Genomic DNA, 19449 nt, shown 5'->3' on the forward strand with positions numbered 1-19449 from the left:
CTCCCCTTTCCCGTGTCCGAGAGCGCCTCCCTTGCTGCAGAACATTCGTGTCGTCCTGGTCAATACCAGTCATCCCGGAAACATCGGCGGGGCTGCGCGTGCCATGAAGAACATGGGGCTGTCGCGGCTGGTGCTGGTCGAGCCGCGGATTTTCCCGTCCCATGAGGCCGATGCGCGCGCCTCCGGTGCCACCGACATTCTGGAAAACGCTCAGGTGGTCGCCACTTTGGAGGATGCCCTGGCTGGCTGCACCCTGGTGTTTGGCACCAGCGCCCGTGATCGGCGTATTCCCTGGCCGTTGCTTGATCCCCGGGAGTCCGGGGTCAAGGTGGTGCAAGAGGCAGGGCAGGGCGCCGAAATTGCCTTGGTCTTCGGTCGTGAGGATTCCGGCCTGACCAATGACGAGCTGCAGCGATGTCATTTTCACGTGCATATCCCTTCGGACCCGGAGTTCAGCTCGCTGAACCTGGCGACGGCGGTGCAGGTGCTGGCTTATGAAGTGCGTATGTCCTGGCTGGCGGCCGAAGGCCAGCCGAGCAAGGTCGAGAAGGATGAAGTGGCGTCGCCGCGCAGTGATGAGCTGGCGACCATGGACGAACTGGAGCGGTTCTACGAGCATCTGGAGCAGACGCTGGTGGCCATCGACTTCCTCGATCCGGAAAAACCACGGCACTTGATGGCGCGCCTGCGCCGGTTGTACGGACGCAGCTCGGTGAGCCGGGCGGAAATGAATATTTTGCGTGGCATCCTCACGGAGACCCAGAAAGCGGCCCGTGGCGAGCTCCTTAAGCGGAAGAATGATGATGTTTGAGCGTTTGCGTGAAGATATCCAGAGTGTTTTCCATCGTGACCCGGCGGCGCGTAATGCATTCGAGGTCCTGACCTGCTACCCGGGCATGCATGCCATCTGGATTCATCGCCTGTCCGGCGCGTTGTGGGGCATGGGTTGGAAGTGGCTGGCGCGCCTGGTGTCGAACTTCGGGCGCTGGTTGACCGGGATCGAGATTCACCCGGGGGCCAAGGTCGGTCGCCGCTTCTTTATCGATCACGGCATGGGCATCGTCATTGGCGAGACCGCCGAGATCGGTGACGACGTCACCCTCTATCAGGGTGTGACCCTGGGCGGCACCAGCTGGAACAAGGGCAAGCGTCATCCGACCCTGGAAGATGGCGTGGTGGTGGGGGCGGGCGCCAAGGTGCTGGGGCCGTTCACTGTAGGGGCGGGCGCCAAGGTCGGCTCCAATGCGGTGGTGACCAAGGCGGTGCCGGCGGGCGCCACGGTGGTGGGTATTCCCGGGCGTATCATCGTCAAGTCCGATGACGAGCAGGAAGCCAAGCGCAAGGCCATGGCCGAGAAGCTCGGCTTCGATGCCTATGGGGTCAGCGAGGACATGCCGGATCCGGTGGCGCGGGCCATTGGCCAGTTGCTCGATCACCTGCAGGCCGTCGATGGACGTCTGGAGGGTATGTGCGGGGCCTTGAAGGATCTGGGCAGTAACTACTGTGCCAAGGATCTGCCGGCGCTGCGCGATGAGGACTTCGCGGGCGTCAAGGACAAGGGCGACAGCCAGGTCGGCTGAGCCTTTCGGGCACTTTGGCGTTGATCGCGAGCAGGTTCGCTTTGTCGAAGTGAGCCTGCTTGCGCAACGTCCAAAAGGGCGTTGGCGACCCATTAGTCACCGAGTAAATCCAGGGCGTGCCATTACCCTGCAGACTTTGCTATGATTCGCGCGCTCTTTTGCGGGTAAACCTGACTAAAGTAGTAGGTCTTATAGTTGACTTAATTACTCGGGAATTGCATACTCGCTCCCATCCCGAAACACTCCGTGGTACTTGTCCATGCGACTGACTACAAAAGGCCGATACGCGGTAACAGCCATGCTTGACTTGGCGTTGCACGCGCAACATGGGCCGGTGTCCCTGGCCGATATCTCTGAGCGCCAAGGCATCTCCCTGTCCTATCTCGAACAGCTCTTCGCCAAGCTGCGCCGCAGCAATCTGGTGTCCAGCGTGCGTGGTCCAGGCGGTGGCTACCAGCTGTCGCGTGACATGCAAGGCATTCAGGTGGCCCAGGTGATCGATGCGGTGAACGAGTCGGTCGATGCAACCAAATGCCAGGGCCAGGGCGATTGCCATTCCGGCGACACCTGTCTGACCCACCACTTGTGGTGCGATCTGAGCCTGCAGATTCACGAATTTCTGAGCGGTATCAGCTTGGCTGACCTTGTGACTCGCCGTGAGGTGCAAGAAGTAGCCCAGCGTCAGGATCAGCGCCGCTGTAATGGTAAGGCGCAGCACCTGGACAAGATTGAAGCGTCCGCCGTCGAATGACAGCCAAAGAGCTAGCGGCACGCCAGCCAGCCTGATTTAGGAGAGAGTCCATGAAATTGCCGATTTACCTTGATTACTCAGCGACCACCCCGGTTGATCCGCGTGTCGCGCAAAAGATGAGTGAATGCCTGCTGGTCGACGGAAACTTCGGTAACCCGGCGTCCCGCTCCCACGTGTTCGGCTGGAAAGCCGAAGAGTCGGTGGAAAATGCCCGTCGCCAAGTGGCTGACCTGGTCAATGCCGACCCGCGTGAAATTGTCTGGACCTCCGGTGCCACCGAGTCCGACAACCTGGCAATCAAGGGTGTCGCGCATTTCTACCACACCAAGGGCAAACACCTGATCACCTCGAAGATCGAGCACAAGGCTGTCCTGGACACCATGCGCCAACTCGAGCGTGAAGGCTTCGAAGTCACCTACATCGAGCCAGGCGAAGACGGCCTGATCACTCCGGCCATGGTTGAAGCTGCCCTGCGCGACGACACCATCCTGGTTTCGATCATGCACGTGAACAACGAAATCGGCACCATCAACGACATCGCCGCCATCGGTGAGCTGACTCGTTCCAAAGGCATTCTGTTCCACGTCGATGCGGCTCAGTCCACTGGCAAGGTCGACATCGACTTGCAGGCGCTGAAAGTCGACCTGATGTCCTTCTCCGCCCACAAGACCTACGGTCCTAAAGGTATCGGCGCGCTGTACGTCAGCCGCAAACCGCGGGTTCGCCTCGAAGCGACCATGCACGGCGGTGGTCACGAGCGCGGCATGCGTTCCGGCACCCTGGCCACCCACCAGATCGTTGGCATGGGCGAAGCCTTCCGTGTAGCCAAGGAAGACATGGCTGCCGAAAACCTGCGTATCAAGGCGTTGAGCGACCGCTTCTACAAGCAGGTCGAGCACCTGGAGGAGCTGTACATCAACGGCAGCATGACCTCCCGCGTGCCGCACAACCTGAACCTGAGCTTCAACTACGTCGAAGGCGAGTCGCTGATCATGGCGCTCAAGGACCTGGCGGTTTCCTCCGGTTCGGCCTGCACCTCGGCTTCGCTGGAGCCTTCGTACGTACTGCGCGCCCTGGGCCGCAACGACGAACTGGCACACAGCTCGATCCGCTTCACCTTCGGCCGCTTCACCACCGAAGAAGAAATCGATTATGCCGCGCAGAAAGTCTGCGAGGCCGTGACCAAGCTGCGCGCTCTGTCGCCGCTGTGGGACATGTACAAAGACGGCGTCGATATCTCGAAGATCGAGTGGGCGGCACACTAAATATAGAAGCCGCCAGGTACAGCTCCTGTAGCGACGCGGCGACTGACGCAGGCGTAACTACAGGGGCTCAAGAGCGGCCCTGATGAGTGAGGATTAAGAATCATGGCTTACAGCGAAAAGGTCATCGACCACTACGAGAACCCGCGCAACGTCGGCAAGATGAACGCGGAAGATCCTGATGTCGGCACCGGCATGGTCGGCGCTCCGGCGTGCGGCGACGTGATGCGCCTGCAGATCAAGGTCAACGAGCAGGGCATCATCGAAGACGCCAAGTTCAAGACCTACGGTTGCGGTTCGGCGATCGCCTCCAGCTCCCTGGCTACCGAGTGGATGAAAGGCAAGACTCTGGATGAGGCAGAGACCATCAAGAACACTCAGCTGGCTGAAGAGCTGGCCCTGCCGCCAGTGAAAATCCACTGCTCGGTACTCGCCGAAGACGCCATCAAGGCCGCCGTTCGCGACTACAAGCAGAAGAAAGGCCTGATCTGATTTTCGCGGATCAGCTTTCACAGATTGAGCGACAAGTAAGGAGTCACGATGGCTATCAGCATGACAGAAGCGGCTGCTCAACACGTGCGGCGCTCCCTCAACGGGCGCGGCAAAGGTGATGGGATTCGTCTGGGTGTTCGCACCACGGGCTGTTCCGGCCTTGCCTATGTCCTGGAGTTCGTCGACGAGATCGGTGAAGACGATCAGGTGTTCGAGAGTCATGGCGAGAAAGTGATCATCGATCCGAAAAGCCTGACCTACCTGGATGGCACCGAACTGGACTTCGTCAAGGAAGGGTTGAACGAGGGCTTCAAGTTCAACAACCCCAACGTGCGCGGTGAATGTGGCTGCGGCGAAAGCTTCAACATCTGAGGCAGCTCGTGGGTACTCCTTGTCATTTCGCTTTATTTGAGCTGCAACCGAGCTTCCGCCTGGATCTCGAGCAGCTGGCCACGCGCTACCGTGAGTTGGCGCGTGCGGTTCATCCGGACCGCTTCGCTGACGCTTCCGAGCGTGAGCAGCGCCTGGCGCTGGAACAATCCGCCAGCCTCAACGAGGCCTACCAGACTCTCAAGAGTCCTCCCAAGCGCGCGCGATACCTGCTTGCGATGGGCGGCCATGAGCTGCCGCTGGAGGTCACGGTGCACGATCCGGAGTTCCTTCTGCAGCAGATGCAGTGGCGCGAAGAGCTCGAGGATCTGCAGGACGAGGCCGACCTGGCCGGTATCGCAGCTTTCAAGCGCCGCCTGAAAGTGGCCCAGGATGAATTGAACGAAAGCTTCGCAGCCTGTTGGGATGATGCTGCGCAACGCGAACAGGCCGAGCGCCTGATGCGGCGCATGCAGTTCCTCGACAAGCTCACCTACGAAGTGCGCCAGTTAGAAGAGCGCCTCGACGATTAACCCAGTGCCGCTCCGGTCGCACGCCTGATATACAGATAAGTCCAGATAAACATGGCCCTACTGCAGATCGCTGAACCCGGCCAAAGTCCTCAACCGCACCAGCGTCGCCTGGCTGTGGGGATCGACTTGGGTACTACCAATTCGCTGGTCGCTGCCTTGCGCAGTGGTCTTTCCGAGCCGTTGGCCGATGCCAACGGGCAGGTCATCCTGCCGTCTGCCGTGCGCTATCACGCCGACCGTGTCGAGGTGGGCGAGTCCGCCAGGCTGGCGGCGTCTGCCGATCCCCTGAACACTGTGTTGTCGGTCAAGCGCTTGATGGGGCGTGGTCTGTCCGACGTCAAACAGTTGGGCGAGCAGCTGCCATACCGCTTCGTCGACGGCGAGTCGCACATGCCGTTCATCGACACCATCCAGGGCCCGAAAAGCCCGGTGGAAGTCTCCGCCGATATCCTCAAGGTCTTGCGCCAGCGTGCCGAGTCGACCCTGGGTGGTGAATTGGTGGGGGCAGTGATCACCGTTCCGGCCTATTTCGACGATGCGCAGCGTCAAGCGACTAAGGATGCGGCCAAGCTGGCCGGTCTCAACGTGTTGCGTCTGCTCAACGAGCCGACCGCGGCGGCCGTGGCCTATGGCCTGGATCAACACGCCGAAGGCGTGGTGGCCATTTATGACCTGGGTGGCGGGACTTTCGATATTTCCATTCTGCGCCTGACCGGCGGCGTCTTCGAAGTGCTGGCCACCGGTGGCGACAGCGCCCTGGGCGGCGACGATTTCGATCATGCGATCGCCGGCTGGATCATCGAGAGCGCCGGCCTGTCCGCCGATCTCGATCCGGGCAAGCAGCGCAATCTGCTGCAAATCGCCTGTGCCGCCAAGGAAGCGCTCACCAATGCCCCGTCGGTCGAGGTGACCTATGGCGCCTGGTCGGCACCGCTGACCCGCGAAGCCTTCGATGCTCTGATCGAACCGATGGTGGCGCGCAGCCTCAAGGCCTGCCGTCGCGCCGTACGTGATTCCAATGTCGAGCTGGAAGATGTCCAGGCAGTGGTCATGGTCGGTGGTTCGACCCGTGTTCCACGGGTTCGCGAGGCAGTTGCCGAAATGTTCGGTCGCCAGCCGCTGACCGAGATCGACCCGGACCAGGTGGTGGCCATTGGTGCCGCGATCCAGGCCGATACCCTGGCCGGCAACAAGCGCGATGGTGGCGAACTGCTGCTGCTTGATGTGATTCCGCTGTCCCTGGGGCTGGAAACCATGGGTGGGTTGATGGAGAAGGTGATTCCGCGTAACACCACCATCCCCGTTGCCCGGGCCCAGGACTTCACCACTTACAAAGATGGCCAGTCGGCCATGATGATTCATGTGTTGCAGGGCGAGCGCGAGCTGATCAGTGACTGCCGTTCCCTGGCGCGTTTCGAACTGCGCGGCATTCCGGCCATGGTCGCCGGGGCAGCGAAGATCCGCGTGACCTTCCAGGTCGATGCCGACGGTCTGCTGAGCGTGTCCGCTCGCGAGCTGGGCTCGGGCGTCGAAGCCAGCATCCAGGTCAAGCCCTCCTACGGTCTGACCGATGGCGAAATCGCCAGGATGCTCAAGGATTCCTTCCAGTACGCCAGCGACGACAAGGTCGCCCGCGTGCTGCGTGAGCAGCAGGTCGATGCCCAGCGCCTGATCGAGGCGGTGCAGGGCGCTCTGGAAGCGGACGGCGAGCGTCTGCTGGATGCCGAGGAGCGCATGGTCATCGAGCTGCAAATGCAGGAATTGAGTGAATTGATGCGTGGCACCGATGGTTACGCCATCGAGCAGCAGACCAAGCGTCTGTCGCAAGTGACCGATGCTTTTGCTGCCCGCCGCCTGGACTCGACGGTGAAAGCCGCTCTGGCGGGGCGCAATCTGAATGAAATCGAGGAATAACTGATGCCGCAGATCATTTTTCTGCCACACGCCGTGTTTTGCCCGGATGGCCTGGTTGTAGAGGCTGCCCCGGGTACCTCGATTCTCGAAGTGGCGCATGACAACCACATCGAGATCGAGAGCGCCTGCGGCGGCGTCTGCGCCTGCACCACCTGCCATTGCATCATTCGCGAGGGTTTCGACTCGCTGAACGAAGCCGACGAGCTGGAAGAAGACTTGCTGGACAAAGCCTGGGGCCTGGAGGCGCAATCGCGTCTATCCTGCCAGGCGATCGTCGGCGAGGAAGACCTGACCGTCGAAATTCCGAAATACTCGCTCAACCATGCAGCCGAAGCGCCGCACTGATTCAAGGAATCATCATGAGTCTGAAATGGGTTGATGTGCTGGAAATCGCGATCCAGCTGGCTGAATCCAAGCCGGATGTGGATCCGCGGTACGTAAACTTTGTCGATCTGCACCAATGGGTTCTGGCGCTGCCGGAATTCAGCGACGATCCGGCTCGCGGTGGCGAGAAGGTTCTTGAAGCCATTCAGGCCGCCTGGATCGAAGAAGCAGACTGAGTCTGTCCCGTACGCAGTTAGGCAATCCCTATAAACCCGCGTATAATTCGCGGGTTTAATTTTTCGCTTTAATCACCGTTTCTGGAGTTACACCATGGCTGTTCAACGTACTTTCTCCATCATCAAGCCTGACGCTGTTGCAAAAAACGTCATCGGCGAGATCGTTACCCGTTTCGAAAAAGCTGGCCTGCGCGTTGTAGCTTCGAAAATGAAGCAACTGTCGAAAGCCGAAGCTGAAGGTTTCTACGCTGAGCACAGCGCTCGTGGCTTCTTCGGCGAGCTGGTTGCTTTCATGACTTCCGGTCCGGTTGTCGTTCAGGTTCTGGAAGGCGAAAACGCTATCGCTTTGAACCGTGAGCTGATGGGCGCTACCAACCCTAAAGAAGCTGCTGCCGGCACCATCCGCGCTGACTTCGCTGAATCCATCGACGCCAACGCTGTTCACGGTTCGGACTCCGAAGCCGCTGCTGCACGCGAAATCGCTTACTTCTTCGCTTCCACCGAAGTGACCACTCGCTAAGCCAAAGGCCCGTGAGTGAAGGTGAAACCATGACTACATCGACTGGCAAAACTAACCTGTTGGGTCTGACTCAACCGGAAATGGAAAAATTCTTCGACTCAATCGGGGAGAAGCGTTTCCGTGCCGGTCAGGTAATGAAATGGATTCACCACTTTGGCGTCGATGATTTCGACGCCATGACGAACGTCGGCAAGGCCTTGCGCGAAAAGCTCAAGGCCGTTGCCGAAATTCGTGGTCCGGAAGTGGTCAGCGAGGACATCTCCAGCGACGGCACCCGCAAGTGGGTGGTGCGCGTGGCGTCCGGCAGCTGCGTCGAGACCGTTTACATTCCCCAGGGCAAACGCGGCACCTTGTGCGTTTCGTCCCAGGCAGGCTGTGCCCTGGACTGCAGTTTCTGCTCCACCGGCAAGCAAGGCTTCAATAGCAACCTCACCGCCGCCGAAGTCATCGGCCAGGTGTGGATTGCCAACAAATCCTTTGGCAGCGTCCCGGCGACCGTCGACCGTGCCATCACCAACGTGGTGATGATGGGCATGGGTGAGCCGCTGCTGAACTTCGACAACGTCATCTCGGCCATGCACCTGATGATGGACGACCTGGGCTACGGCATTTCCAAGCGCCGCGTGACCCTGTCGACCTCCGGCGTGGTACCGATGATCGATGAGCTGGCCAAGCACATCGACGTTTCCCTGGCGTTGTCCCTGCACGCACCGAACGATGCGCTGCGCAACCAGCTGGTACCGATCAACAAGAAGTACCCGCTGAAGATGCTGCTCGAGTCCTGCCAGCGCTACATGTCGTCGCTGGGCGAGAAACGTGTGCTGACGATTGAGTACACGCTGCTCAAGGACGTCAATGATAAGGTTGAACACGCTGTCGAGATGATCGCGTTGCTCAAGGACATTCCTTGCAAGATCAACCTGATCCCGTTCAACCCGTTCCCGCATTCCGGTTACGAGCGGCCGAGCAACAACGCCATTCGCCGGTTCCAGGATCAACTGCATCACGCAGGCTTCAACGTCACCGTGCGCACCACGCGCGGCGAAGACATCGATGCGGCCTGTGGACAACTGGTCGGGCAGGTGCTGGATCGCACCCGTCGTAGCGAACGTTATATCGCCGTGCGCGAGTTGAGCGCCGACGCCGATATGCCGCAAAGCGCTGCGAATCGTACCTGAGAGAGGATCTCCATGACCTTGCGCGTCGCGCTGCTTCTGCTTTTTGTCAGCCTGTCGGCTGGCTGTGTTCTTTCGGGGGATTTCAACCCGATGAAGACAAGCAAGGGGCGGGACGAGGCGCGTGAGGCCTATGTTCAGCTGGGCCTGGGGTATCTGCAGCAAGGCATGACCGAGCGGGCGAAAGTACCGTTGAAAAAGGCCCTGGAGCTGGACGAGTCCGATGCTGACGCCAATGCCGCCCTGGCGCTGGTGTTCCAGGCTGAAATGGAACCCGAGCTGGCTGACCAGCATTACCGCAAGGCTCTGGCTGCGCGTCCCTCCGATGCCCGTATCCTGAACAACTACGGCAGTTTTCTCTTTGAAGAAAAACGTTACAAAGATGCTTATCAGCGCTTTGAACAGGCGGCTGCTGATACCCTGTACCCCGAGCGATCCCGAGTGTTCGAGAACCTTGGCATGACCGCCGCGATGCTGGGTGAGCGTGACCTGGCCCGGCAACACCTGGAAAAAGCCCTGCGCCTGAACCGCCAGCAGCCTCGCGCATTGCTGGAAATGGCTGAGTTGTCCTTCGAAGACAGGCATTATGTGCCCGCACGCGACTATTACGATCGTTTTAGCCTGCTGAGCGAGCAAAATGCACGTAGTCTATTGCTCGGCGTTCGGCTGGCAACGGTGTTTGAAGATCGCGACAAGGCCGCCAGTTACGGCCTGCAATTAAAACGACTCTATCCCGGTACGCCGGAATATCAGCAATACCTGTCGGAGCAATGATGAAAGCGGCGCATCCCGAAGTTCTAGCAGCGACTCGCGTCAACCCCGGTGAGACCCTGCGTCAGGCCCGCGAAAGCAATGGTTGGTCGCTGGCTGAAGTGGCCCTCAAGCTCAATCTGACCGCAAACTCGTTGAGCAACCTGGAAGCCGGCGCTTTCGACAAACTGCCGGGGCATACCTTCGCCCGCGGTTATATCCGTGCCTATGCCAAGTTGCTGGGGATGGACCAGGCCGTTCTGGTCCAGGCCTTCGACCAATACACGGGCACCGATTCCCAGGGCAGCAATGTGCACAGCCTCGGCCGTATCGAAGAGCCAGTACGGGTTTCCCACACCATTTTGCGCATTGTCAGCCTGTTGCTGCTGATCGCGGTGATCGGTGGTGGCTTTATCTGGTGGCAGGATCAAACGTCCGTACGCACCAAGGAGCTGGTTGGCCTCAATCAGGAACACGTCGAAGTCGAAGGGGCCGACGGTACCACGCAGATTCATCCGATCGACGAGCCGGAAGACCAGGCGGTCGTGGAAGGTCAGACCGAGGGCGAAACCGCCCTGGTCCTACCTGAAACCCCGGCTCCAGGCCAGACCGCTGCGGATGCCGCGGCTCCTGCGCCAAGTGCTCCGGCTGCCGCACCTGCAGCCCCGGTTGCTCCTGCTCCAGTGGTCGTGGCACCGGCGGCACCAGCGCCGAGCGCTCCGGCCGCGCCTGCCCCTGTAGCGCCCGTAGTCGCAGCAGCGACTATTCCGGCTGCCCCGGCAGCTCCAACTGCGCCCGCCGCCGCGCCTGTAGCCGGCGCGGGTCAGGTACAGATCCAGTTCACAGCCGATTGCTGGACCCAGATCACCGACGGCAGCGGCAAAGTGCTGTTGAGTGGCCTGAAGCGCAAGGGCGAGACCGCCGATGTTTCCGGCAAGCCGCCATTTGCCGTGCGCCTGGGTTATGCCCGTGGTGCGCAGGTCAGCTACAACGGACAAGCGGTCGATGTGGCTCCGTTCACCAGTGGCGAGACTGCTCGCCTGAAGTTAGGTCAATAAGTCATGCACGGCGAATCTCCAATCAAACGTCGCGAGTCCCGCAAGATCTGGGTCGGCTCGGTACCTGTGGGTGGCGATGCCCCCATTGCCGTGCAGAGCATGACCAACAGCGACACCAACGATGTGGCGGCCACTGTGGCCCAGATCAACCGTCTGGAAGCCGCCGGTGTCGATATCGTGCGGGTTTCCGTACCGGATATGGACGCGGCCGAAGCTTTCGGCCGTATCAAGCAGCAGGTCAAGGTGCCGCTGGTTGCCGACATCCACTTCGACTACAAGATCGCCTTGCGCGTGGCCGAACTGGGCGTCGATTGCCTGCGGATCAACCCCGGCAACATCGGTCGTGAAGACCGCGTGCGTGCGGTGGTGGATGCGGCCCGTGATCGCGGGATCCCGATCCGTATCGGCGTCAACGCCGGTTCCTTGGAAAAAGACCTGCAGAAGAAATATGGCGAGCCGACCCCGGCGGCGCTGGTGGAGTCTGCCCTGCGTCACGTCGAGCACCTCGAGCGCCTGAACTTCAAGGACTTCAAGGTCAGTGTGAAAGCCTCCGACGTGTTCATGGCCGTCGAAGCCTATCGGCTGCTGGCCAAGGAAATCATCCAGCCGCTGCACCTGGGTATCACCGAAGCCGGCGGTTTGCGTTCAGGCACGGTGAAATCCGCCGTGGGCCTCGGTATGCTGCTGGCCGAAGGGATTGGCGATACTATTCGCATCTCGTTGGCGGCCGACCCGGTCGAAGAAGTGAAAGTCGGCTACGACATTCTCAAGTCCCTGCATCTGCGTTCCCGTGGCATCAACTTCATCGCCTGCCCGAGCTGCTCGCGGCAGAATTTCGATGTGGTCAAGACCATGAACGAACTGGAAGGGCGTCTCGAGGATCTGCTGGTACCGCTGGACGTGGCGGTCATCGGTTGTGTGGTCAACGGTCCGGGCGAAGCCAAAGAGGCGCATATCGGCCTGACCGGCGGGACGCCGAACCTGATTTACATCGACGGCAAGCCGTCGCAGAAACTGACGAATGACAATCTTGTGGATCAACTGGAAAAACTGATCCGCGAGAAAGCGGCCGAAAAGGTCGAAGCCGACGCAGCGCTGATCGCGCGCGGCTAATCGAACGAATTAAGGATTTTTTGTGAGCAAGTCTCTGCAAGCCATTCGTGGCATGAACGACATCCTGCCCGAGCAGACGCCCCTGTGGCGCTATTTCGAGGGCACCGTTGCGCGGTTGCTGGATAACTACGGTTACAAGCAGATCCGTATGCCGATCGTCGAGTTCACCGAGCTGTTCAAGCGCTCCATCGGTGAAGTGACCGACATCGTCGAAAAAGAGATGTACACCTTCGACGACCGTAACGGCGACTCCCTGACCCTGCGTCCGGAAGGCACCGCGGCGTGCGTGCGCGCTGTGCTCGAGCATGGCATCACTGGCGGTGGCCAGGTGCAGAAACTCTGGTACATCGGCCCGATGTTCCGTCACGAGCGTCCGCAGAAAGGCCGTTATCGTCAGTTCCACCAGATCGGTTGCGAAGTCTTCAACCTCGACGGTCCGGACATCGACGCCGAACTGATCGTGCTGACCTGGCGCCTGTGGGGCGAACTGGGTATCCGTGACGCGGTCAAGCTCGAGCTGAACAGCCTGGGAACCGCCGAAGCCCGTGCGCGTTATCGCGATGCGCTGGTGACGTTCCTCTCGGCACGCATGGACAAGCTCGACGAAGACAGCCAGCGCCGCCTGAAAACCAACCCGCTGCGCGTGCTCGACACCAAGAATCCGGACACTCAAGCCGTACTGGTGGACGCGCCGAAGCTGGCCGATTACCTGGACGAAGAATCCCGCGTGCACTTCGAGGGCCTCAAGGCCCGTCTGGATGCCGCTGGTATCCCTTATGTGATCAACCCGAAGCTGGTGCGCGGGCTGGATTACTACAGCAAGACCGTTTTCGAATGGGTCACCGACAAGCTCGGCGCCCAGGGCACCGTCTGTGCCGGCGGCCGCTACGACGGCCTGGTCGAGCAGATGGGCGGCAAGCCTACCCCGGGCGTCGGTTTCGCCATGGGTATCGAGCGTCTGGTGCTGCTGCTGGAAACCCTGGAGCAGATCCCGGAAGAGATCTCGCGCCAGGTCGACGTTTACCTCTGCGCCTTCGGGGAAGCCGCCGAACTGGCTGCTCTGGCGTTGAGCGAACGGGTTCGTGATCAGTTGCCCAACCTGCGCCTGCAGATCAACGCCGGCGCCGGCAGCTTCAAGAGCCAGTTCAAGAAAGCCGACAAGAGCGGTGCGTTGTACGCATTGATCCTCGGTGACGACGAACTGGCCCAGCAAGTGGTAGGTTTCAAACCCCTGCGTGGCCAGGGCGAACAACAAAGCATTGCCTGGGATGCGCTCGCTGCACACCTGGCCACCTGCGTCGTGCAGGGTTGAAGCTGTCAAACAGCCGATTTAGCGAATAAGGAGTATTGGGGTGTCGAGTACCGAAGATGAACAGCTGGCGGATTTGAAGGACTGGTGGCAGCGCAACGGCAAGCCCCTGGTCACCGGCGGCCTGTTGGCGCTGGTCATCGTGTTCGGCTGGCAGGCCTGGCACAAGTATCAGAACAATCAATCGCAAGGCGCCTCGATGCTCTATCAGCAATTGCTGGAGACCACGCTGACGCCTGACGGCAAGCCGGATGCAGCCCGTGTGGCAGACCTGGCCGGCAAGCTCAACAGTGAGTTCGGCGGTACTGCCTACGCGCAATACGGCAGCCTGTTCGTCGCCAAGGTGGCGGTCGACACCGGCAAGCTGGACGACGCAGCGACCGAGCTCAAAGCCATCGCCGACAAGCCGGCCAACCCGACGCTGGGCGAAATCGCCCGTCAGCGCCTGGCCCAGGTCCTGGCCGCGCAGAACAAGGCCGACGAAGCGCTGAAGCTGCTCGAAGGCGATGCCGACAAGGCATTCCTGGCTACTCGCGAAGAGCTCAAGGGCGACCTGCTGGTCCAATTGGGCCGTACCGACGAAGCCCATGCTGCGTACGAAAAAGCCAAGGCCGCGCTGTCCGATGAAGCGGCGGTCGGTGGCCTACAAATCAAGCTGGACGACCTGGCCAAAGGGGATGCGTGACGTGATCCGTTGGAAACATGCAGCATTGCTGGCTCTGGCCGTTCTGGCCGCGGGTTGCAGCAGCAACAGCAAGAAAGAATTGCCACCTGCCGAACTGGTCGACTTCAAAGAAGAAGTGGTCCTGCAGAAACAGTGGAGCCGTTCGGTCGGTGACGGCCAGGGCGAAACCTACAACATGCTGGTTCCGGCGATCGACGGCAGCACCATCTACGCCGCCGACGTCACTGGCGTGGTAGAGGCACTGGATCGCATGAACGGCGACGTCAAATGGAAACAGGACCTGGAGTTGCCTGTGTCCGGTGCCGTTGGCGTGGGTTACGGCCTGGTCATGATCGGTACCCTCAAGGGCGAAGTGGTCGCTCTGGACGCTTCGAGCGGCGAAGAAAAGTGGCGCGCGCGGGTGACCAGTGAAGTGCTGGCTCCGCCGTCCACCAATGGCGATGTGGTGGTGGTCCAGACCCAGGATGACCGTGTGATCGGCCTCGATGCCGCCACCGGCAACCAGATGTGGGTCTACGACAGCACCCCGGCGGTACTGACCCTGCGCGGCACCAGTGCGCCAATCACCACCAACCGCCTGGCGGTTGCCGGTCTGTCGACCGGTAAAGTGGTGGCCCTGGATATCCGTAATGGCGTGCCGGTGTGGGAACAGCGCGTGGCTATTCCGCAAGGTCGTTCCGAGCTGGATCGCGTAGTTGACATCGACGGTGGCCTGCTGTTGTCCGGCGGCACCCTGTATGTCGCCAGCTACCAGGGTCGCGTAGCGGCGCTGGATCTGGAAAGCGGTCGTCCGCTCTGGCAGCGCGATGCTTCCAGCTATGCGGGTGTCGCTCAAGGTTTCGGCAGCGTCTATGTGAGCCTGTCCTCCGGCACAGTCGAAAGCATCGACGAGCGTTCCACCACTGCGCTGTGGAGCAACGACTCGCTGGCTCGCCGTCAACTGTCGGCCCCGGAAGTCTTCTCCAGCTACGTGGCGGTCGGTGACCTGGAAGGTTACCTGCACCTGCTGAGCCAGGTTGACGGTCGCTTCGTCGGCCGTGAGCGTATCGACAGCGATGGTCTGCGTGCGCGCCCTCTGGTAGTGGGCAACATGATTTATGTGTATGGCAACAGCGGCAAACTGGAAGCCCTGACCATCAAGTAATGGTTTGACTATGCTTGGGGTTGATCCCCAAGCGGCCTTGCCCTGGCAAGGTTCGCAGCACGTCATGTGCTGCCCCGAGCACCAGCCGCTGCCCCGCAGCGGCTTTTGTATTTTCTGAATTAACGCAGTGGAGAGCCGCATGGTTCCCGTAATCGCCCTGGTGGGCCGACCGAACGTCGGCAAGTCCACCTTGTTCAACCGCCTGACTCGGACTCGCGACGCCATTGTCGGCGACCTGTCCGGTCTGACCCGTGATCGCCAATACGGTGAGGCCAAGTGGCAAGGGCGTACCTACATTCTGATCGACACCGGCGGTATCTCCGGTGACGAGCATGGCATGGACGAAAAGATGGCCGAGCAGTCTCTGCTGGCCATCGAAGAAGCCGATGTCGTCCTGTTCCTGGTAGATGCCAAGGCCGGTTTCACCGCGGCCGACCAGATGATCGGCGAGCACCTGCGCAAACGTAACAAGACCTCTTACGTGATCGCCAACAAGGTCGACAATATCGACCCTGACATGGCGCGTGCCGAGTTCGCCCCGCTGGGCATGGGCGACGCGATCCCGATCGCCGGTGCTCACGGTCGTGGTATCACGCAGATGCTGGAAATCGCCCTGCGCGAGTTCCCGAAAGACGACGCAGACGAGCCGGAAGAGGGCGAGGAAGAAGTCGTAGCCGAAGGCGAGGAAGCCAAGCGCATTCCGGGCCCGAGCGAAAAAGACGGGATCAAGATCGCCATCATCGGCCGGCCGAACGTGGGCAAGTCGACCCTGGTCAACCGCATGCTCGGCGAAGACCGGGTCATCGTCTATGACCAGCCGGGCACCACCCGCGACAGTATCTACATTCCCTTCGAGCGTAACGAAGAGAAGTACACGCTGATCGACACCGCCGGTGTGCGCAAGCGCGGCAAGATCCACGAGGAAGTTGAAAAGTTCTCGGTGGTCAAGACCCTGCAGGCGATCAAGGACGCCAACGTGGTGATCTTCGTCATGGACGCCCGCGAAGGCGTGGTGGATCACGACCTGAACCTGCTGGGCTTTGCCCTGGAAGCAGGCCGGGCGCTGGTCATCGCCCTGAACAAATGGGATGGCATGGACCCGCGCGAGCGTGACTATGTGAAGACCGAGCTGGAGCGCCGGTTGTTCTTCGTCGACTTCGCCGACATCCACTTCATCTCGGCGTTGCACGGTACTGGCGTGGGCAACCTCTACCAGTCGGTGCAGAACTCCTTCAAGTCCGCGGTAACCCGCTGGCCGACCAGCCGCCTGACGCAGATTCTCGAAGACGCCGTAAGCGAGCACGCGCCACCGATGGTCAACAACCGTCGCATCAAGCTGCGTTATGCCCACCTGGGTGGCGCCAACCCGCCGCTGATCGTGATCCACGGCAACCAGGTGGAGAAGGTACCGAAGTCCTATGTGCGCTACCTGGAAAACACCTACCGGCGTGTCCTGAAGCTGGTCGGTACGCCGATCCGCATCGAATTCAAGGGCGGTGAAAACCCGTACGAAGGCAACAAGAACACGCTCACCGACCGTCAGGTCAACAAGAAGCGTCGTTTGATGACACACCACAAAAAGGCCGAGAAGAAGCGCAAGGACAAGCGCTGAGACTCGCTGCGGGAACCGGCTTGCCGGCGAAGCCCTGGACCTGGTTCAACGCTTCGCCGGTAAGCTACTTCCTACAGGATTTGCCTTGGAAAAAGGGCGCCTTTGGCGCCCTTTTTCATGCCTGTGGTTTGGGCTATTCTCGGGGCCTCCCCGAGCCGCCGTAGAGCCGGGTGTTCAGCAGGGAATCACCCATGATCACCAGTAAGCTGCCGAATGTCGGCACCACCATCTTCACGCAAATGTCGCAGCTCGCCGTGGAAACCGGCGCGCTGAACCTGTCCCAGGGTTTTCCCGATTTCGATGGCCCGCAGGCCCTGCGCGATGCGGTTGCCCGGCATATCGCCAGCGGCCACAACCAATACGCACCGATGACCGGCCTGCCGGCCTTGCGCCAGCAAGTGGCGGCCAAGATCGCCCGCAGTTATGGCGTGCAGGTGAATGCCGATACCGAGGTAACCATCACTCCGGGGGCCACCCAGGCGATCTTCTGTGCCATTCAGGCGGTGATCCAGGCCGGTGACGAAGTGATCGTCTTCGATCCTTGTTACGACAGCTATGAGCCTTCGGTGGAGCTGGCCGGCGGGCGCTGCGTGCATGTACAGCTTGGCCTGAACGATTTCGCCATCGATTGGCAGAAGCTTGGCGAGGCCCTGAGCCCGCGTACGCGGATGATCATTCTCAATGCCCCGCACAATCCCAGCGGTGCGCTGATCAGCCATGCGGAACTGGACCGGCTGGCTGCGCTGATTCGCGATCGGGATATCTACCTGGTCAGCGACGAGGTGTACGAGCATCTGGTGTTCGACGGCATCCCCCACGCCAGCGTGCTGGCCCATGAGGAGCTGTACCAGCGGGCATTCGTGGTCAGCTCCTTCGGCAAGACCTATCACGTGACCGGCTGGAAAACCGGCTACGTGGTCGCTCCGCCGGCCCTGAGCGCGGAGCTGCGCAAGGTGCATCAATATGTCAGCTTCTGCGGCGTGACCCCTTTGCAGTACGCTCTGGCGGACTACATGGCCGAGCACCCGGAACATGTTGAAGAGCTACCCGGTTTCTATCAGGCCAAGCGCGACCTGTTCTGCGACCTGCTGGCACCTTCGCGATTCAGCTTTACCCGGGTGGCCGGTACTTACTTCCAACTGGTGGACTACTCGCAGATCCGCCCGGACCTGAATGACGTCGAGATGGCGATCTGGATGACCCGCGAGCACGGTGTCGCGACCATTCCGGTGTCGGTGTTCTACCACGAGCCACCGCAAGGACAGCGTCTGGTGAGGCTATGCTTTGCCAAGCGTGAGGAGACGCTGCGTCAGGCAGCGGAGAAGCTATGCGTGATCTGAGTGCTTTGCCCAATCTGAATGTGGCGCTGATCCAGACCTCTCTGGTCTGGCACGACCGCCAGGCCAATCTCGAGCACTTCGAGCTGTTGCTCGAACAGGCCCGGGGCGCTGATCTGATTATCCTGCCGGAAATGTTCACCACCGGATTTTCCATGGAGTCTGAAGCCCTCGCCGAGGCGGAAAACGGCCCGACCAGCAAGTGGCTGCGCAGCCAGGCCGCCAGGCTCGATGCGGTCATCACTGGCAGCGTGATTATCCAGGCCGCCGACGGCAGCCACCGTAACCGCCTGCTCTGGGCTCGCCCTGACGGCGAGGTCTGGCATTACGATAAACGCCATCTGTTCCGCATGGCGGGCGAGCACGATCACTACACGCCGGGCGAGCGCCAGGTGCAGTTCGAACTCAAGGGTTGGCGGGTCAGGCCGCTGATCTGCTACGACCTGCGCTTTCCGGTATGGAGCCGCGATGCCCGGGATACCGACTTGCTGCTGTACACGGCCAACTGGCCGGGGGCGCGGCGCCAGCACTGGAACCGTTTGTTGCCGGCCAGGGCCATCGAAAACCTGTGTTATGTGGCTGCGGTCAATCGGGTCGGTACCGACGGCAAGGGGTTTGCCTACACCGGGGATAGCCAGGTGCTGGATTTCCAGGGCGAGACCCTGCTCAGCGCCGGTGAGGCCGACGGGGTATTCCAGGTCTGCCTGAATGCCGCGGACCTGGCGGCCTATCGCGCGCGCTTTCCAGCCTACCTCGATGCGGACACCTTCGAGTTCACCCAGGCTTAAAGATCTGTCGGGGTGGGCCGTTAAGGGGTAAGAGGATTTTCAGGGAGATTTGTCATGACCACTATCGGTGCCGCGAGCATCAATCCATTCCCGCTGGGGGCCGCGCCGCAAAAGCTCAACATCGCCGAGCAGCAGGCCAGCCCGCTCGAGGTGCAGGACAAGGGCGCTGTCGATGACAGCGACTCGGTGAGTGTCGACATGCAGGAGTACGGTGCCAAGGCCGACTTCAGCTCATCCACCGCTGATATCGTCGCGCAGTTGCAGAAGCAGATCGACCAGACCGAAAAGACCCTGTCCGAGCAGCAGTCGCAATTGTCCGGGGTGCAGAAGGGGCAGGCGAGCGAGGAGCAGAAGGCGCAACAGGCCTTGGAGGTGCAGGCGCAGATCGCGATCACCGCCAACAACCTGCAGGTGTTGCAGGCGGCCTTGCTCCAGGCGCTGACGGCGCGGATCAATACCACCGCCTGAGCGGGGCAATAAATACACAATAAAAAAGC

22 protein-coding genes are annotated in these 19449 nt (G+C 60.8%); all 22 read left to right on the forward strand.

Going from position 1 to position 19449, the window contains the following annotated elements; genetic code table 11:
* The first annotated feature begins 31 nt into the window (after nt 1-31).
* Entirely contained in the window at nt 32-811 is a 780-nt protein-coding gene (gene trmJ, locus CRO75_RS07725) for a tRNA (cytosine(32)/uridine(32)-2'-O)-methyltransferase TrmJ (RefSeq protein ID WP_007929516.1), read from the forward strand.
* Nucleotides 804-1580: a serine O-acetyltransferase gene (gene cysE, locus CRO75_RS07730; RefSeq protein WP_007929518.1), complete on the forward strand. Its 777-nt coding sequence runs from the start codon at nt 804-806 to the stop codon at nt 1578-1580. The genes trmJ and cysE overlap by 8 nt, the downstream gene beginning before the upstream one ends.
* A gap of 259 nt (nt 1581-1839) precedes the next feature.
* Nucleotides 1840-2331 (forward strand): Fe-S cluster assembly transcriptional regulator IscR, encoded by a 492-nt coding sequence (gene iscR / locus CRO75_RS07735; RefSeq protein WP_009045442.1) that lies wholly within the window; start codon nt 1840-1842, stop codon nt 2329-2331.
* A gap of 50 nt (nt 2332-2381) precedes the next feature.
* Entirely contained in the window at nt 2382-3596 is a 1215-nt protein-coding gene (locus tag CRO75_RS07740) for an IscS subfamily cysteine desulfurase (RefSeq protein WP_009045441.1), read from the forward strand.
* Nucleotides 3597-3698: 102 nt separating this feature from the next.
* Nucleotides 3699-4085 carry a Fe-S cluster assembly scaffold IscU gene (gene iscU / locus CRO75_RS07745; RefSeq protein ID WP_007929523.1) on the forward strand — a complete coding sequence of 129 codons (387 nt, stop codon included), beginning with the start codon at nt 3699-3701 and terminating at the stop codon, nt 4083-4085.
* A gap of 48 nt (nt 4086-4133) precedes the next feature.
* Nucleotides 4134-4457 carry an iron-sulfur cluster assembly protein IscA gene (gene iscA / locus CRO75_RS07750; RefSeq protein WP_007929524.1) on the forward strand — a complete coding sequence of 108 codons (324 nt, stop codon included), beginning with the start codon at nt 4134-4136 and terminating at the stop codon, nt 4455-4457.
* An 8-nt stretch (nt 4458-4465) separates the two neighbouring features.
* Nucleotides 4466-4987: a co-chaperone HscB gene (gene hscB, locus CRO75_RS07755; RefSeq protein WP_007929525.1), complete on the forward strand. Its 522-nt coding sequence runs from the start codon at nt 4466-4468 to the stop codon at nt 4985-4987.
* Between the two features lie 51 nt (nt 4988-5038).
* The gene (gene hscA / locus CRO75_RS07760; protein WP_009045440.1) at nt 5039-6901 is read left to right on the forward strand and encodes a Fe-S protein assembly chaperone HscA; all 1863 of its coding nucleotides are present in this window, start codon (nt 5039-5041) and stop codon (nt 6899-6901) included.
* Nucleotides 6902-6904: 3 nt separating this feature from the next.
* The gene (fdx, locus tag CRO75_RS07765) at nt 6905-7246 is read left to right on the forward strand and encodes an ISC system 2Fe-2S type ferredoxin (RefSeq protein WP_007929527.1); all 342 of its coding nucleotides are present in this window, start codon (nt 6905-6907) and stop codon (nt 7244-7246) included.
* Nucleotides 7247-7260: 14 nt separating this feature from the next.
* Nucleotides 7261-7461 carry a Fe-S cluster assembly protein IscX gene (iscX, locus tag CRO75_RS07770; protein ID WP_007929528.1) on the forward strand — a complete coding sequence of 67 codons (201 nt, stop codon included), beginning with the start codon at nt 7261-7263 and terminating at the stop codon, nt 7459-7461.
* 94 nt (nt 7462-7555) lie between these two features.
* Nucleotides 7556-7981, forward strand: coding sequence for a nucleoside-diphosphate kinase (ndk, locus tag CRO75_RS07775; protein WP_007929529.1), 426 nt, complete (start codon nt 7556-7558; stop codon nt 7979-7981).
* A gap of 29 nt (nt 7982-8010) precedes the next feature.
* Nucleotides 8011-9159, forward strand: coding sequence for a 23S rRNA (adenine(2503)-C(2))-methyltransferase RlmN (rlmN, locus tag CRO75_RS07780; RefSeq protein ID WP_007929531.1), 1149 nt, complete (start codon nt 8011-8013; stop codon nt 9157-9159).
* A gap of 12 nt (nt 9160-9171) precedes the next feature.
* On the forward strand, nt 9172-9930 hold the full coding sequence (pilW, locus tag CRO75_RS07785) for a type IV pilus biogenesis/stability protein PilW (RefSeq protein WP_053262508.1): 759 nt from the start codon (nt 9172-9174) through the stop codon (nt 9928-9930).
* Nucleotides 9930-10964: a RodZ family helix-turn-helix domain-containing protein gene (locus CRO75_RS07790; protein WP_097134908.1), complete on the forward strand. Its 1035-nt coding sequence runs from the start codon at nt 9930-9932 to the stop codon at nt 10962-10964. Before pilW ends, CRO75_RS07790 begins: the two co-directional genes overlap by 1 nt.
* A gap of 3 nt (nt 10965-10967) precedes the next feature.
* Nucleotides 10968-12077, forward strand: coding sequence for a flavodoxin-dependent (E)-4-hydroxy-3-methylbut-2-enyl-diphosphate synthase (ispG, locus tag CRO75_RS07795; RefSeq protein ID WP_007929536.1), 1110 nt, complete (start codon nt 10968-10970; stop codon nt 12075-12077).
* A gap of 22 nt (nt 12078-12099) precedes the next feature.
* A complete protein-coding gene (gene hisS, locus CRO75_RS07800; protein WP_009045435.1) occupies nt 12100-13389 on the forward strand; it encodes a histidine--tRNA ligase in 1290 nt (429 codons plus the stop codon).
* Between the two features lie 40 nt (nt 13390-13429).
* Complete coding sequence (locus CRO75_RS07805) at nt 13430-14071, forward strand: tetratricopeptide repeat protein (RefSeq protein ID WP_007929540.1); 642 nt, start codon at nt 13430-13432, stop codon at nt 14069-14071.
* Nucleotides 14064-15215 (forward strand): outer membrane protein assembly factor BamB, encoded by a 1152-nt coding sequence (bamB, locus tag CRO75_RS07810; protein ID WP_009045434.1) that lies wholly within the window; start codon nt 14064-14066, stop codon nt 15213-15215. The genes CRO75_RS07805 and bamB overlap by 8 nt, the downstream gene beginning before the upstream one ends.
* A gap of 139 nt (nt 15216-15354) precedes the next feature.
* Entirely contained in the window at nt 15355-16827 is a 1473-nt protein-coding gene (der, locus tag CRO75_RS07815) for a ribosome biogenesis GTPase Der (protein ID WP_007929542.1), read from the forward strand.
* Between the two features lie 191 nt (nt 16828-17018).
* Nucleotides 17019-18167 (forward strand): pyridoxal phosphate-dependent aminotransferase, encoded by a 1149-nt coding sequence (locus tag CRO75_RS07820; protein WP_097134909.1) that lies wholly within the window; start codon nt 17019-17021, stop codon nt 18165-18167.
* Entirely contained in the window at nt 18155-18952 is a 798-nt protein-coding gene (locus CRO75_RS07825) for an amidohydrolase (RefSeq protein ID WP_007929544.1), read from the forward strand. The genes CRO75_RS07820 and CRO75_RS07825 overlap by 13 nt, the downstream gene beginning before the upstream one ends.
* Before the next feature lie 54 nt (nt 18953-19006).
* Nucleotides 19007-19420 carry a hypothetical protein gene (locus CRO75_RS07830; protein ID WP_087090054.1) on the forward strand — a complete coding sequence of 138 codons (414 nt, stop codon included), beginning with the start codon at nt 19007-19009 and terminating at the stop codon, nt 19418-19420.
* The last annotated feature ends 29 nt before the right edge of the window (nt 19421-19449 follow it).

This window comes from Pseudomonas sp. LAMO17WK12:I10 (assembly GCF_900215185.1).
Classification (GTDB): domain Bacteria; phylum Pseudomonadota; class Gammaproteobacteria; order Pseudomonadales; family Pseudomonadaceae; genus Aquipseudomonas; species Aquipseudomonas chlororaphis.

Excerpts from the sequence above, each read along its gene's own strand:
- cysE (WP_007929518.1), top strand. The coding sequence starts at position 804 with ATGTTTGAGCGTTTGCGTGAAGATATCCAGAGTGTTTTCCATCGTGAC.
- iscR (WP_009045442.1), top strand. The coding sequence starts at position 1,840 with ATGCGACTGACTACAAAAGGCCGATACGCGGTAACAGCCATGCTTGAC.
- CRO75_RS07740 (WP_009045441.1), top strand. The coding sequence starts at position 2,382 with ATGAAATTGCCGATTTACCTTGATTACTCAGCGACCACCCCGGTTGAT.
- iscU (WP_007929523.1), top strand. The coding sequence starts at position 3,699 with ATGGCTTACAGCGAAAAGGTCATCGACCACTACGAGAACCCGCGCAAC.
- iscA (WP_007929524.1), top strand. The coding sequence starts at position 4,134 with ATGGCTATCAGCATGACAGAAGCGGCTGCTCAACACGTGCGGCGCTCC.
- hscA (WP_009045440.1), top strand. The coding sequence starts at position 5,039 with ATGGCCCTACTGCAGATCGCTGAACCCGGCCAAAGTCCTCAACCGCAC.
- fdx (WP_007929527.1), top strand. The coding sequence starts at position 6,905 with ATGCCGCAGATCATTTTTCTGCCACACGCCGTGTTTTGCCCGGATGGC.
- iscX (WP_007929528.1), top strand. The coding sequence starts at position 7,261 with ATGAGTCTGAAATGGGTTGATGTGCTGGAAATCGCGATCCAGCTGGCT.
- ndk (WP_007929529.1), top strand. The coding sequence starts at position 7,556 with ATGGCTGTTCAACGTACTTTCTCCATCATCAAGCCTGACGCTGTTGCA.
- rlmN (WP_007929531.1), top strand. The coding sequence starts at position 8,011 with ATGACTACATCGACTGGCAAAACTAACCTGTTGGGTCTGACTCAACCG.
- pilW (WP_053262508.1), top strand. The coding sequence starts at position 9,172 with ATGACCTTGCGCGTCGCGCTGCTTCTGCTTTTTGTCAGCCTGTCGGCT.
- CRO75_RS07790 (WP_097134908.1), top strand. The coding sequence starts at position 9,930 with ATGAAAGCGGCGCATCCCGAAGTTCTAGCAGCGACTCGCGTCAACCCC.
- ispG (WP_007929536.1), top strand. The coding sequence starts at position 10,968 with ATGCACGGCGAATCTCCAATCAAACGTCGCGAGTCCCGCAAGATCTGG.
- bamB (WP_009045434.1), top strand. The coding sequence starts at position 14,064 with ATGCGTGACGTGATCCGTTGGAAACATGCAGCATTGCTGGCTCTGGCC.
- der (WP_007929542.1), top strand. The coding sequence starts at position 15,355 with ATGGTTCCCGTAATCGCCCTGGTGGGCCGACCGAACGTCGGCAAGTCC.
- CRO75_RS07820 (WP_097134909.1), top strand. The coding sequence starts at position 17,019 with ATGATCACCAGTAAGCTGCCGAATGTCGGCACCACCATCTTCACGCAA.
- CRO75_RS07825 (WP_007929544.1), top strand. The coding sequence starts at position 18,155 with ATGCGTGATCTGAGTGCTTTGCCCAATCTGAATGTGGCGCTGATCCAG.
- CRO75_RS07830 (WP_087090054.1), top strand. The coding sequence starts at position 19,007 with ATGACCACTATCGGTGCCGCGAGCATCAATCCATTCCCGCTGGGGGCC.